The 14,523-nt window shown below is 42.5% G+C and carries 9 protein-coding genes; 5 read left to right on the plus strand and 4 right to left on the minus strand.

Annotated features, from left to right (window positions below):
* The first annotated feature begins 56 nt into the window (after nucleotides 1-56).
* From LPA49_RS04415 to LPA49_RS04435, 5 genes are all read left to right on the plus strand, one after another.
* The gene (locus tag LPA49_RS04415; RefSeq protein ID WP_230235715.1) at nucleotides 57-1,580 is read left to right on the plus strand and encodes a leucyl aminopeptidase; all 1,524 of its coding nucleotides are present in this window, start codon (nucleotides 57-59) and stop codon (nucleotides 1,578-1,580) included.
* Between the two features lie 153 nt (nucleotides 1,581-1,733).
* Complete coding sequence (gene pxpB / locus LPA49_RS04420; RefSeq protein ID WP_230235732.1) at nucleotides 1,734-2,399, plus strand: 5-oxoprolinase subunit PxpB; 666 nt, start codon at nucleotides 1,734-1,736, stop codon at nucleotides 2,397-2,399.
* Complete coding sequence (locus LPA49_RS04425; RefSeq protein ID WP_230235734.1) at nucleotides 2,396-3,337, plus strand: biotin-dependent carboxyltransferase family protein; 942 nt, start codon at nucleotides 2,396-2,398, stop codon at nucleotides 3,335-3,337. The genes pxpB and LPA49_RS04425 overlap by 4 nt, the downstream gene beginning before the upstream one ends.
* 390 nt (nucleotides 3,338-3,727) lie before the next feature.
* The gene (gene asnB, locus LPA49_RS04430; protein ID WP_230235736.1) at nucleotides 3,728-5,395 is read left to right on the plus strand and encodes an asparagine synthase B; all 1,668 of its coding nucleotides are present in this window, start codon (nucleotides 3,728-3,730) and stop codon (nucleotides 5,393-5,395) included.
* 329 nt (nucleotides 5,396-5,724) lie between these two features.
* Entirely contained in the window at nucleotides 5,725-7,302 is a 1,578-nt protein-coding gene (locus tag LPA49_RS04435) for a BCCT family transporter (protein ID WP_065979899.1), read from the plus strand.
* Between the two features lie 64 nt (nucleotides 7,303-7,366).
* Here the strand turns inward: LPA49_RS04435 and LPA49_RS04440 are convergent, their stop codons facing one another.
* The 4 genes from LPA49_RS04440 to LPA49_RS04455 form a co-directional block, all read right to left on the minus strand.
* Nucleotides 7,367-8,074 carry a 3'-5' exonuclease gene (locus LPA49_RS04440; RefSeq protein ID WP_230235744.1) on the minus strand — a complete coding sequence of 236 codons (708 nt, stop codon included), beginning with the start codon at nucleotides 8,072-8,074 and terminating at the stop codon, nucleotides 7,367-7,369.
* Complete coding sequence (locus LPA49_RS04445) at nucleotides 8,074-9,972, minus strand: DUF294 nucleotidyltransferase-like domain-containing protein (protein ID WP_036968532.1); 1,899 nt, start codon at nucleotides 9,970-9,972, stop codon at nucleotides 8,074-8,076. The genes LPA49_RS04440 and LPA49_RS04445 overlap by 1 nt, the downstream gene beginning before the upstream one ends.
* Nucleotides 9,973-10,054: 82 nt before the next feature.
* Complete coding sequence (locus tag LPA49_RS04450) at nucleotides 10,055-13,132, minus strand: efflux RND transporter permease subunit (protein ID WP_230235883.1); 3,078 nt, start codon at nucleotides 13,130-13,132, stop codon at nucleotides 10,055-10,057.
* 2 nt (nucleotides 13,133-13,134) lie between these two features.
* Nucleotides 13,135-14,151, minus strand: a complete 1,017-nt coding sequence (locus LPA49_RS04455) for an efflux RND transporter periplasmic adaptor subunit (protein WP_036968538.1) — start codon at nucleotides 14,149-14,151, stop codon at nucleotides 13,135-13,137.
* Between the last annotated feature and the right edge of the window lie 372 nt (nucleotides 14,152-14,523).

Raw genomic sequence — 14,523 nt, forward strand, 5'->3', positions numbered from 1 at the left:
TTTAACTCTTTTGTATATTTAAGGTAAAAAGCACCTTTTTACATTGGGATATAATAATGAGAATTGCACATAGCCTAACCGCTCTCGCATTGGGTATAACACTTGCTACGCAAGTGAATGCAGCAGAGTTCACTTTCGCACAATCTATTAAACCAACTGACAACACATTAGTGCTGTTTTTTGATTCAAAAACAGGTGTTTCTGATTTCAATTACCTAAGCGCTGAAACGCAAGCCCACTTAGATAAAGTGGTTAACTTTGCAGACTTTAAAGCCAAGTACGGAAAAACATTAGAAGTCATTGCTCCAAACAACAGTGAACATCAACGTATTTTACTTGTTGGGCTTGGTGAGCAAGCAGAACTCAATGCTGCAAAAATGGCAAAGTTAGGAGGTAATGTTCACGCTAAGCTTCACAGTGCGAAACAAGCTTCGGTTAGTCTTGATTTTTCGGTGTTGAAAGAAACAGACACAAACGCCAAATATGCGGCCGAGTTTGCTCATGGTGCTAACCTACGTGACCACCGTTTTGAAGAATACAAAAAAGAAAAAGACCCCCATGTAGTTAATTACACTGTCGATGTCGAAAATATAGACCAAGCGGTCAAAAACCACACTTTACTACAACATATTGAACAGGGTGTATTTTTAGCACGCGACTTAACCAGTGAAGTAGCGACAGAGATGACTCCAGCTGACTTTGCTAAAGCCGCAAAAGAGCTTAAAAAGTTAGGTGTTAAAATCACGGTTCTAGAACCTAAACAAATTAAAAAGCTGGGTATGGGTGCGCTCGAAGCGGTTGGCCGTGGTAGTGAAGAAGGTTCACGCCTTGTTGTTGCCCATTATCAAGGTAATAAAAACACACCTATCGCGTTAGTAGGTAAAGGTATTACCTTTGATTCTGGCGGTTATAGCCTTAAAACTGGCGCTTCAATTGCACGTATGAAATCAGATATGGCGGGTGCTGCAGCCGTACTAGGCACTGTAAAAGCAATGGCGTTAGCTAAAGCCGACACCAATGTTGTTGCGGTCATGGGGATGGCAGCAAACATGGTTTCACAATTTGCTGTTGCACCGGGTGACGTTGTTCGCACAGCTGAAGGTTTAAGCGTTGAGATTGTAAATACAGACGCAGAAGGACGCTTAGTATTAAGTGACGCTATGTGGTATGCACGCGATAAGTTCAAACCCTCTATTATGATTGATGTTGCAACGCTCACTGGCTCAAAAATTGGGGCTGTTGGCAACGAATACGCCGCCGTATTCTCAAAAGACGATCAATTAATTGAGCAATTAACACTGGCTGGTAAGCAAGTAAACGAAAATCTTTGGCGCTTACCGCTGGGCTACGACGATGCGTTAAAATCTGACATTGCAGACTTAAAAAATATTGGTTCTCACGGTCCTGGTGCAACAACAGCGGCAAGTTTTTTACAAAACTTTGCGGGTGACACTCGTTGGGTACACATCGATATCGCGGGTAACGCACTTAACAATAAAGCAAAAGATGAACTCGCTGAAGGCGGTACTGGCTACGGTGTACGCTTACTGTCTAACTGGTTACTAAACAACAATAAGTAGCCTTTTCCTTTACTCTCTGCCAAGCTGTTATCATTATTTTATAACGGCTTGGCAGTGTTGAGTTTTTAATTAACGCGAAAGACTCATTTACATTATCACCACTGGGCCTATATGCTAATTATCATCAACAAATAATAAAAAGTGTGACATACAATGGCTTCTACTCAACGACCACAGATCACAGCACTGACTACGCATTGCATTTTTTTCGATGTATATCAGTCAGGGCAAGATGTGCTTGAAACACAAAAAAAGATTTGGGCACTCGCGCAACTTTGTCGAAATTCAGGGGACTTTATTGATGTGGTGCCTGCGAATAATAACCTCACCCTTTACTTAAAAGAGTCATCTTTACTAGCTAAGTGGCAATCTTCATTACTTAGTCACTGGCATGAGATTAAAAGCAATGATTTTACCTCTACACATCATAAGCTCGCGACGGTGTATGGTGGCGATTATGGCCCCGATATTTCAGCGGTTGCTAAATACCATAATTTAACCGCAGACGACGTGGCTCAAATGCACAGCAGTGCAACGTATCATGTTTTGTTTTTGGGCTTTCAACCCGGATTTGCATACCTAGCAGGCTTAAACCCCCAGTTATACACGCCGCGCCACGACAAACCACGCATTCATGTCCCTAAAGGCGCGGTTGCTATAGGCGGTGAGCAAACTGGCGTCTACCCCGAAGACTCTCCAGGTGGTTGGCAAATAATAGGTCATACAGATTTCAAACTGTTTGATATAAATGCACAGACACCGTGTGCAATTGCACCGGGCGATACGTTAGAGTTTGTTATTCAGGAGGTGCTAAAATGATCACCATACTCAAGCCCGGCATGCAAATGTCTATACAAGATCAAGGCCGCGTAGGTTCTCGCCATTTAGGCATTGCTCAATCAGGGTGTGTTGACCCTTATGCACAAATTATCACTAATCGTCTTGTTGGCAACCCCGATAACCATCCCGTGATTGAGATCACGCTTGGGCTTGCCGAAATACAGTTTGATAACGACTATTACATCGCCTTACATGGCACCGACATGAAAGCCTCTGTGAATGGTAATGCTGTTCAACCGGGCTGGAGTTTTTATATAAAAAAAGGCGATATACTAAAGCTAAACGCAGCCCGACATGGGTTTCGAAACTATTTAGCTATTGGTGGTGACTGGCATTTACCAACGGCTATTTTAGACTCTTACTCAACCGATATTGCAGCAGGCTTTGGTGGCTTGCATGGTCATGCTTTAAAGGCGGGTGATCGTTTCGATATAACGCCTAAGTATGCAACTAAAATCGGATTAGGTGCCATGTTACCGCCAAAGAGTACACATATTCGTATTCTTGCCGGTCCGCATGCCTCAATATTACCTGATAATACATGTGAAAAGTTTACAGAGCATTCATGGCATATTTCGCCTAGCAGTAACAGAATGGGCGCTCAATTATTAAGCGATGAGTGTAAATTAGCGCATTCATTGTCGCTGCCCTCAATGGCAGTTATGCCCGGAAGTATTCAATTACCGCCCAATGGTGAACCCATTGTTTTACTGAATGACGCGCAAGCAACGGGTGGATATCCAATAATTGGTACTGTTATTGAGGCTGACTTGCGTCATTTTGCTCAGCTTAAACCCGGTGACTTCTTACACTTTGAGTTTGTTAGTCTTGAGCAAGCTCATTTAGCCCAGCAAAAGCTCGTTGCTCATCTAAATCAACTTGCAATTGCTTTAAAGTACAAAAATGCCAAAAGTTAACAGTCTAAATGCCCTGTGTTTAAACTCGTTTGGCGTTTAATAAATGACTAACCCCTAAACCAAGTTGTCTATACAAGAGTGTATTTACTTTTCGAGACAATGTTTACAGTGATATAAATTGTTTTTGCTGCGCCAAATTGGTGCAGCAAAAATAATTTTTACGTCGCTTATTTCATCAAATTTCTTCATTTTTACTAAAAATAATTCGTTCACGATTGTTCATACAAAGCTTTTGGATCAATCTGGTGCAAAGCCTGTGTTTTCGGTGCATAGATTATTCTTAAATAATTAAAAAACCTGTGTGACTTAGGTAATTATTTCTGTTAAAACAAAGATTCGCAGTTTTAAAATTATTGTTAACTGCGCACATAATTGGAATGAGGAGTCACTATGTGTTCAATTTTTGGGGTATTAGATATTAAATCTGATCCTGCCCAATTGCGAAGCCAAGCAATTGAGATGTCAAAACTATTAAGGCACCGCGGACCCGATTGGTCTGGCGTGTATTCATCAGAGAAAGCAATTTTAGTTCATGAACGACTTGCCATTGTTGGTGTGTCAAGTGGTGCACAGCCGCTTTATAATCCAGAGCGTACACATATTCTCGCTGTCAATGGTGAAATCTATAACCATAAAGAACTAGCGGCAAATTTAGAAACCGATTTTACCTTTCAAACTCAATCTGATTGTGAGGTTATATTAGCCCTGTACAAACAAAAGGGGCCTGAGTTTTTAGATGATTTAAATGGTATTTTTGCTTTTTGTTTATACGATGAAGAGCAAGATGCCTACCTAATCGGTAGAGACCACATTGGTATTATTCCGCTTTACACAGGTCATGACGAACATGGCAACTTTTATGTTGCGTCAGAATTAAAAGCACTATCGCCAATTTGTAAACATATTGAAGAGTTTCCACCGGGGCATTTTTTATGGAGCAAAGACGGTCAGCTACGTCGTTATTATTCACGTGATTGGCAAAGCTATGACGCGGTAAAAAACAATGATGCAAAAGTGAGTGATGTTAAAAACGGTTTAGAAGCAGCCGTTAAACGTCAATTAATGTGCGATGTGCCCTATGGTGTATTACTTTCTGGTGGGTTAGATTCGTCTGTTATCTCTGCAATTACGCAACGCTTTGCAGCAAAACGTATTGAAGACAACGACGAGTCAGACGCGTGGTGGCCTAAACTTCACTCTTTTTCGGTTGGGCTTGAGGGCTCGCCAGATTTAGCGGCAGCGCAAAAAGTAGCCGATATGATAGGCACTGTTCACCACCCTATTCACTTTACCATTCAAGAAGGTATTGATGCACTGCGTGAAGTCATTTACCACATTGAAACGTATGACGTAACAACCATCCGTGCATCAACCCCCATGTACTTAATGGCACGTCAAATTAAGGCAATGGGCATTAAAATGGTGCTTTCTGGCGAGGGAGCTGATGAATTATTTGGTGGCTACTTGTATTTCCACAAGGCCCCTAACGCACAAGAGTTTCATGAAGAGCTAAATCGTAAAGTCTCTAAACTTAATATGTTTGATTGCTTGCGGGCGAATAAATCAATGGCGGCATGGGGTGTTGAAGCTCGCGTACCGTTCTTAGATAAAGAGTTTGTCGATATTGCAATGCGCATTAACCCAGAAGCCAAAATGTGCAAAGACGGTAAAATTGAAAAACACATCATTCGCGAAGCATTCGATGGTTACTTACCTGATGACGTATTATGGCGCCAAAAAGAGCAGTTTTCTGATGGTGTAGGTTATAACTGGATAGATACCCTTAAAGAGTATGTGAGCATGCAAGTTAGCGATCAAGAACTTGCCAATGCAAAATACAAATACCCTATTAATACACCGGATTCAAAAGAAGCGTATTTTTATCGCTGTATTTTTGAGGATCATTTCCCTGGAGATGCATCAGCAAAGTGTGTTCCTCACGGGAAATCTGTTGCATGTTCAACACCTGAAGCGCTTGCTTGGGATGAATCATTCCAAAATAATGCGGATCCTTCGGGTCGTGCTGCTGGCGTTCACAACGACGCTTATAAAAAATAGTAGCGAGAGCTGCAAGTCATAAGCTTGCAGCTTCTTTAGTATTAATCTGTTCGTTCTGAAACAATACTGTCATTAAACTTTTTTACTTTCTTCTTAACTTTGTTTAAAAACCCATCAAAAAACTGAGAAAATTGATTTTATTCGGCTATTTAGCGCCTAAAGCATTTACATTTTCCCTCTAACTCCTACACTAAAGACTACTATTTGGTACTAAATTGATTTGTCTTCAAACTATTTTCACGTTTATTGCGTAAAAATATTCTTTGGGCAAACGTGTTCCAACCGGCCATTTAGCTTTCTGCTAGATAAAATTACAACAAGAGGTATTCATGAGCGAACATCATGACAAGTACAGCATCGACAATACGGATTACACTGTCGGCCAAGACAATGTACAAAAATGGGGGTTCGATGTTCACAACCCTGTTTTTGGCATTAGTGCAGGTTTAATTGCAATCTTTTTAATTGCAACACTTATTTCAGACCCCGAAATTGCAAAAGCAACCCTTAACGGTATCAAAAACGACATTATTAATAATTTTGATGGTTTTTTTATGTGGTCAGCAAACTTATTCGTATTGTTTTGCTTTGCATTAATCATTTCACCCTACGGTAATATTCGTTTAGGCGGAAATGAAGCTCGCCCTACTCACTCGCGTATTTCATGGCTTGCCATGTTATTTGCGGCCGGTATGGGGATTGGGTTAATGTTTTGGGGCGTTGCTGAACCGGTTGCTTACTACACTGGTTGGTATGAAACACCACTCGGTGTTGAAGCAAATACCCCTGAAGCCGCAAAAATGGCTATGGGTGCAACCATGTTTCACTGGGGCCTTCACCCGTGGGCTATTTATGCAGTCGTTTCACTATCACTAGCGTTCTTTTGTTATAACAAAGGTTTACCTTTATCTATTCGCTCAATTTTCTACCCTATCTTAGGCGATAAAGCATGGGGATGGCCTGGCCACCTTATTGATATTCTGGCTGTGCTTGCGACCTTATTTGGCCTTGCCACTTCGCTTGGTTTAGGCGCTCAGCAGGCCTCTGCCGGTATTAATCATGTATTTGGGACTGACGCGGGCATCGGTTTGCAAATTGGCGTTATTACTGGCGTTACCTTGCTTGCGGTGATTTCGGTCATACGTGGTATTGATGGTGGTGTTAAACTGCTAAGTAATATCAATATGGTGATTGCCTTTGTACTGCTTGTATTTGTTGCTATTGTTGGTTTTGCTGCAGCCTTTGGTAATATCCCGAATACGGTGATGGGTTATGTCGAAAACATTATTCCACTAAGTAACCCACATGGCCGTGAAGACGAAACATGGATGCACGGCTGGACTGTATTCTACTGGGCTTGGTGGATTTCATGGTCACCGTTTGTAGGTATGTTCATTGCGCGCGTATCTGAAGGACGTACAATTCGCGAGTTCTTAATTGCCGTATTACTTGTCCCTACTGTTGTTACTATCTTCTGGATGTCAATTTATGGTGGTATCGCAATTGAACAAGTGGTTGATAAAGTCGGTGTACTAGGTGAAAAAGGCCTAACCGATGTACCACTGGCTATGTTCCAAATGTTTGAAGCATTACCTATGTCTCAAGTGCTGTCGTTCATTGCTATTGTGCTGGTGTTAGTGTTCTTTATCACGTCATCTGATTCTGGCTCATTAGTTATCGATTCGATTACCGCAGGCGGTAAGGTTGATGCACCTGTACCACAGCGCATTTTCTGGGCAACCATTGAAGGCGCAATTGCGGCTGCATTAGTATGGATTGGTGGAACACAAGCCATAGAGGCGTTACAAGCTGGTGCAGTATCAACAGGCTTACCTTTTACATTCGTGCTGTTGCTTATGTGTGTGAGTTTAGTGCTTGGGCTTAGAACAGAGCCAAGAACTCGCTAGATAATATGGTATTAAAAAACGCCGCAATTGCGGCGTTTTTTTATTATGGGAATTATTACTTTAGTTAAATTAGTAACTCTCGTAATGGCGTGTCTGGTCGATAATGATACGCTAATTGTGCCTGCAAAAGCTCAGCGGTTGCGATTGCATCCGTTAAGGCGTTATGATTTTGATATGCAGGTAACGAATAACGAGTTCGTGAGTCAGCTAATCTTACCGAGCCAAGTTTGGAGTTAAATAACCGACCAAGTAATCCCTGTTTCGCTTTAAGCGCTCTTCTTTCAAGTTCTAAGGTGTCTATTACTGCAAACTCTAAACCTTCACCTAATCGTGCGTTTAACGCTTGATACAGGAAGTGGCGTTCAATAGGCGCAAAATGCACAACAATCACTTTACCAGCTAATGCGGCTAATAACGGCTCAATTATCGACGAGAAGTCAGGCGCGCCAGTTAATTCGGAGTGTGTAATGCCATGAATGACTATGGACTCTTCATCGAGCTTTTGCCTTGGTTGAACAAGCCAATGTGCACTGTCTTTGCAATAAATCCGTTTTGATGTAAAAGGCACTAACCCCACACTAACAATATCGTCTTTATCAAAATTTAGACCGGTCGTCTCAAAATCTAACGCAACCAGTGGTACTTCACTAATCGGTAAATTAAGGTCGTTTACCGCACTTTGATAAAAATGTTGTATACAAGGATGACGACTCGTCGCTGATAGCGCTTTATAACGCGCAGGCCAGTTTTGTTTTGCGCTATTAGAGGTCATTACTTCACACCTGAATTAGCTGAATAACGGAATTTTAAGAAGTTCTGTGCTTTATCTAAAATCGCAAACGCTTCTTTTAAATTTCGCTGTTCAAAAGGCGATAGCAAATGTGGCTCTAAATCGTTGTCGGGCGCTTCATCTAGCTTTTCTATTTGCCAAGCCTGATGACGAATACGGATCATGGCGATATATTCAAGGGCATCTCGTAAGTCTTGCGCTTTTCCTTCTGGTAATAACTTGGCATCAATTATATCTTCAAGTCGTTCAAATGAGTTTTGCTTACGGCTGCCTATCGCTAAAGCATGCACACGGATTACATCAGACAAAGGGGCTGTGCCACGACGTTTTAAGTTCATTGAGCGTTTATGTTGACCATTATGCTCTAATACAAAGTCTTTAAAAAAGCCCAGTGGAGGCGTTCTATTACGTGCGTTAGCTGCCATATTCGCTAAGAAACGCTTATTGCTGCGCCCTTCTTTAGCAATAAACCGTTTTAGTTCCTCTGCCCATTTGGTTTTGCCGTAAACACCATCAAGATCAAAAAATATTGAACTGTGCAATAATGCTTGTGGTTTTGGCTCTGCTATCCAACTAGCAAATTGTTCTTGCCACTGTTCCCGCGTTAAACGCCATTTTTTAAATGACGCCATAATTTCACCATCGCAGTACTTATAACCACACTCAGCCAAGCCATCACAGACAAAGTCAGCAAGTTTTTGAAAATACGCGTCGTGTAATGATTCATCAAAACTATTGTCTAGAATAATGGCGTTGTCTTGATCTGTAACGATTAATTGCTCATCCCTTGCCATTGACCCCAGTGCAATGAAGCAATAAGGCACAGGAGGCGGACCAAACTTTTCTTCGGCTAAATCGAGTAGACGCTGTTTGAATGTTCGCCCTATCACTGCCATGGCAGTGCCAATCATATGAGAATTAGCATCTTCATTAACCATCCGCACAAATACATTAGGCAGCTGGCGCGCATAATAAGCTAAGTCTTCAACTGATTGCTGAGCAAGAATGCCACGCACCAGTAATAAACTACTTTGCGATTCATAGCGCAAAATATCTGATAACGAAATAACCCCAATGGGTTTTTTCTTAATAACAACGGGTAAGTGATGAATATTATCTCGGAGCATCGCTAGTACGGCTTCAAACACGTAGGCGTTGCTATCGAGTAATACAAGATCAGTCTGCATTATTTGCTGAGCATGTGCTTCGTAACTTAATCCTTGTGCAATAACACTGGAACGTAAATCGCGGTCAGTTATGATGCCAACAACTTGGCCATCATCATCATCAGGGTCATCGCTAATGGGTTTATCGGCATCAGTAACCAATACTGACGACACCGACTCTTGTGTCATCAACTGCGCGACAAACTGAACTGTTGCATCTTTTGCGACCGTGACCACATCTCTGTGCAGTAATGACTTTACTTTTGCGGTAGTTAAATCATTGCTATCGGCTTGCTCGACGATAGCTTGGTGCAAACGTACATTACCATCAGCCTCAAAGAAATCTGCAAATGGTTCGTACTCGTCGCAATACTGGTTAAACAACTCCACATTAATACAATAAACAAGTGTGTCTTCGAGTGCTTTTGCCGGAAAACGTACTTTACGATTCATTAGCAAACCCATTTGGCCAAATATGCCCCCTACGGTTAAGCGGTTATATAATTCACCATCACGGCGATACATTTCCACGGCACCGGTACGAATAACATATAAATCGGCTATGTCGTCACCGTAATTTAATATCTCGGTGCCAGCACGAAAATAAGCAATTTCAATTTGCGACGCTAATTTATTTATTGCCTCTTCTGGTAAGTCATCAAATGGAGCATGATCACTTAAAAATTGTGCAATATCGATGTGTTCGGCTTGCATACGCATACCTAGATTGGGTGTTTTTATTGATTGTGGAGGTAATTGGCTATTTTTTCAAAGAAAAATAGCCAATTAAGGTCGATTAAGCGTTTTCTAACTCATCGGCAAGGTGTTTAGACTCATCACCACGAGGTTTGATAAAACGTGCTAAACCAAGGTAAATAACGGGGGTTAAATAAAGCGTGAATAATACCGCTAAGGCTAAACCACCAAACACCACCCATCCAATGGCATTACGCGCTTCGGCACCGGCCCCTGTCGACAAAATGAGCGGCAACGCACCCAGTAAGGTAGATACCAACGTCATAGCAATCGGGCGTAAACGAACTAACGCAGCTTCTTCAACAGCGACCCTTACTGAGCGACCTTGGTCACGTAATTGGTCAGCAAACTCCACCAGCAGTATCGCATTTTTAGCAATTAAGCCAATCAGCATAACTAAGCCTATCTGCGAGTAAATATTTAAAGACGTACCCGTTAAATACAGAGCCAAAATAGCCGACGTGATACCAAAAGGCACCGTGATCATAACCACAATCGCACTGTTTACGCTTTCAAATTGTGCCGCGAGTACGAGTAAAACAATTAAAAAAGCCAATACATAGGTTAACAATACTTCATTAGCTGTTTCTTCAAATGTAAGTGCTTCGCCTTTAAAGGCAAGGCTAATACCATTCGGTAAGTTAGTCTCAGAGATGTCACGAATTTTGGTGACCAATTCAGCGATAGTGACATTTTCGGGTAGTTCCATACTTAGCTCAATTGCACGACGCTGTGCGTGGCGCTCAAGCTCAGCTGCCACGCCTTCTTCAGTAATCGTTGCAACACTGCTGAGCGGCACAAGCTGACCATCTCGCGCCCCAACGTATAAGTTGGCCAGATCATTTGGATTAGTAATGGTTTGATTTTGTGCCTGCAACATAATAGGAATTGATTGATCACCAATGTTTAAATCAGCAATATCATCACCATTTATCGCCGCTCTTAACGTGATTGAAATATCACTTAAAGACACACCAAGCTCCTCTGCACGGCGTCTGTCTATATTAACCCGTAACTGTGGCTGCGACGGTTGGTACGAAATTCTCACTGGCGCAACCTCTGGAATTGCGTTTTCTATTTCAGCTGAGAATGCCTGTGCTGCTTTAAATATTTCTAAGTAATCTTGGCCAAGCAGCGCCAGCTCAATGCCACCCCCTTGACCACGCAAATTTAGACTGTTTGAACCACCAGGGTAACCAGCTGCACCAGGAATATTACCCAGCGGTCCACGTATTTTATTAATGATTTCTTGCTGACTAAAGTGACGCTCATCCCAATGCTTTAAAGGCACGGTAATGAATACAATATTGGGATCCCATTGCCCAACAACGGTATATATTGACTCAATTTCGCCACTTTCTACAAAAGGCAGTAATATATCTTCCATTTGCACGGCTTGCCTATCCATAAAGTTAAGGCCGACACCATCGGGGCCACGTGCAAAAATTCTAATTTTGCCTCTGTCTTCTGTGGGAAGTAACTCGTTATCAAGGTTCATATACAGTGCACCTGAGCCCGCAGCGACAATTAAGCACACAAAAAATGTAATCCATGCATGGTCTAATACACCATGAATCGTGCGTTTATAAACAGCCGCTAAGCCATGCCCAAGTTTTGCAAATGGATGAAATCCCCCTTGCTTTAATTTAAGTTTAGAGGTTAATGCAGGGACTAGAGACAATGCGACAAAACTAGAGATAATCACTGCGCCCGCGAGCACTCCACCAAATTCACGAAACAACCGCCCCGCTGTTGATGGTAAAAACGCAATAGGTACAAATACTGCGGCCAATACAGCCGTGGTGGCCACCACCGCAAAAAATACTTCGCGGGTACCAATTACCGCTGCGGCTCGCCGCCCAAGTCCTAGACCGCGTTGACGTTGAATATTTTCACTCACCACAATCGCATCATCAACAATTAAACCTGTCGCTAATACTAAGGCCAGTAACGTTAATATGTTGATTGAGAAACCCAACGCCCATATCAGCGCGAGCGATCCAATTAAAGCAACGGGAATCGCAAAAGCAGGCACCAGTGTTGCGCGCCAAGAGCCGATAAACACCCACAGCGTTATAACAACTAACAACACAGTGAGTAACAACGAGTTGATTACTTCGTCTACTGAGCTGCGAATAAACTGTGCGTCGTCGGAGGTGAGTGTAAATTCCATTTCGGGGAATCGCACACGCATTTTTTCAATCAGTGTTAATACTTCATCTGAAATTTCAATGGTGTTCGACTGGGCTTGACGAATAATCTCCATGCCAATAACAGGTGTGCCATTTAATCTTACGAACGAACGAGGATCTGCAGGGCCAAAATACACGGCGGCGACATCGCCGATACGCGTGTCATCACGAACAATAATATCTGCGACTTGTTCTGCTGAAATTGAAGTGGCATCAGCACGGACAATGACTTGTTGATCGCTCGACTTTAAACTCCCTGCCGGAACATCAAACGGCGCTTGGCGTAATACATTAGCAATGTCGGGCACAGTGAGATTAAAGCTGCTTAATTTAAGGGGATCGATTCTAACCCTTAAAACTCGTTCACGGTCACCATTTAAACGTACATCAGCCACACCGGGAATGGTTAAAAATTGCGGGGCTAAGTCTACATCAACGCGTTCGGTCAGTGCTTCAAGAGATAATGTATCACTCGAAACAGTTAGTGACACAACCGCCTCAGCGTCGTTATCGGCCTTAATAATTGATACCCGTTCAACTTCTTCGGGAAGTTCGCGTTGTACCCGTGCAACCGATTCACGCGTTTCGTTTGCAGCATCATCTAAGTTAACACCCGGGCGAAATTCGACCACGATACGTGCGTTGTTTTCTTCACTTTGCGCGCGAATCGACTTTACCCCACTTACACGTGCGACTGCACCTTCAAGTTTACTTGTTACTTCGGTATCAACTGTTTCAGGTGAACCACCCGGAAACGACGCTGATACCGTAATGCGTGGCCTGTCTACATCTGGAAGCTCTCGTACTTCTACGCCAGCAATCGCAGCAATACCCGCAATAATGATCAATAAGTTCAACACCACTATTAAAACAGGCCGGCGAATTGCCATTGACGGCAAGTCTTCCATCATTGGTTGTTGCTTCATCATTACTCCTTGGCAAGCTTAACGTCGTTAGCAAATGTCAGCTCTTGGTTAGGGCGTAATCGTTGTACCCCCTCTGTCACTAACAAATCGCCTTTATTTAAACCCCCTGATACGAGCAATCGCCCTGCTAAACGCTGCTCAATTTTTACATCAACACGGGTTGCTTTTTTATCGACACTTTTCCATACATACGGACCTGCGGCACCCCACATCATGGCTGCTTCTGGGACTACAGCATATTCATCGCCTCGAATATTAATGTGCACGCGAAAGCTCATGCCTGGCATAAACTGCTTTTCATTGTTATCTAGTTTGGCTTTGGTTCTTATCGTGCGTGTTTGTGCATTGATACGTGAGTCTAACTCAGCCACTGTTGCGGTATACACTTTATCACCTAACCATGGAATAACCTCTACCTCAGACTTCTGCTTAAGCACAGAAATTGCGGCCTCAGGCGCATTAAAATTAATATACAGCTGAGAAATGTCATCGATGGTCGCTATTGCAGTTTGTGCGGTGATCCTGTCCCCAACTTCTACATCGGTAAGGCCCATTACGCCGCTGAAAGGCGCCCGGATCTCACGATCTTCACGTTCAGTTTTAGCGTGCATTAACTTTACTTTTGCTAGTTCATAAAGGGTTTTAGCATCATCTAAATCGCTTTGCGGAACAGCACCTCGGGCATGACTCTCTTCAAGCCTTTTCATGGTGCGCTCGGCATCTTTTAAGGTAATTTCAGCTTCTTTAAGGGCGGCTTGTTGTCTGCGTGAGTCTAGTTCGAGTAATAAATCACCTTTTGACACATTATCGCCCGGTTTAAAATACACTGCGGTCACTCTGTCACCCACTGCGGGGTACAACGTAACTGAATGAATCGCTTCTGCGTTTCCAACGGCTTTAATTTGCTGTTTTGCTTTTTCAGTTGTAACGGGTTCAACAACCACATTGGCCGCCTGTGCAACAGATATGCAGGAAATACAGGCGATTAAGGTCCATGAATATAATTTGCCAATTGTCAAAAGTTCACCTAAATAAGAATCGTTTTAATTGTTACGAAGTGTAACAGCTTTGTGATCAATAAAAACAAGACTTCGTTTAATAAACAAAATGATGAGGCGAAATTAATAATACCTGTGCTTATATTCAAGTGCTCTGCTTCAAGGTAATAAATCCTATCGAAAGCGATGTAAAACAGTGCACCTATTTAGTCGTTAAATGGGGTGTGTTATCACGGTGACATTTAGCCACTTACTGACATTAATACCATTACGCTTAATTAAGTGGTCTATTTTGAGGCAATAAAACCGCGTTGATAACAAGGCAAAAATTTAGTTATTTAGTTGTTCTAAATCAGAAATTTTTAACGCAGGTAGCGACTGGTTTAATCACTC

It is taken from the genome of Pseudoalteromonas sp. MB41, from assembly GCF_020966275.1.
GTDB classification, from domain to species: Bacteria; Pseudomonadota; Gammaproteobacteria; order Enterobacterales; family Alteromonadaceae; genus Pseudoalteromonas; species Pseudoalteromonas lipolytica.

What these genes read in the sequence shown, in the direction of transcription:
- LPA49_RS04415 (WP_230235715.1), top strand. Translation starts at nt 57, where the DNA reads ATGAGAATTGCACATAGCCTAACCGCTCTCGCATTGGGTATAACACTT.
- pxpB (WP_230235732.1), top strand. Translation starts at nt 1,734, where the DNA reads ATGGCTTCTACTCAACGACCACAGATCACAGCACTGACTACGCATTGC.
- LPA49_RS04425 (WP_230235734.1), top strand. Translation starts at nt 2,396, where the DNA reads ATGATCACCATACTCAAGCCCGGCATGCAAATGTCTATACAAGATCAA.
- asnB (WP_230235736.1), top strand. Translation starts at nt 3,728, where the DNA reads ATGTGTTCAATTTTTGGGGTATTAGATATTAAATCTGATCCTGCCCAA.
- LPA49_RS04435 (WP_065979899.1), top strand. Translation starts at nt 5,725, where the DNA reads ATGAGCGAACATCATGACAAGTACAGCATCGACAATACGGATTACACT.
- LPA49_RS04440 (WP_230235744.1), bottom strand. Translation starts at nt 8,074, where the DNA reads ATGACCTCTAATAGCGCAAAACAAAACTGGCCTGCGCGTTATAAAGCG.
- LPA49_RS04445 (WP_036968532.1), bottom strand. Translation starts at nt 9,972, where the DNA reads ATGCAAGCCGAACACATCGATATTGCACAATTTTTAAGTGATCATGCT.
- LPA49_RS04450 (WP_230235883.1), bottom strand. Translation starts at nt 13,132, where the DNA reads ATGAAGCAACAACCAATGATGGAAGACTTGCCGTCAATGGCAATTCGC.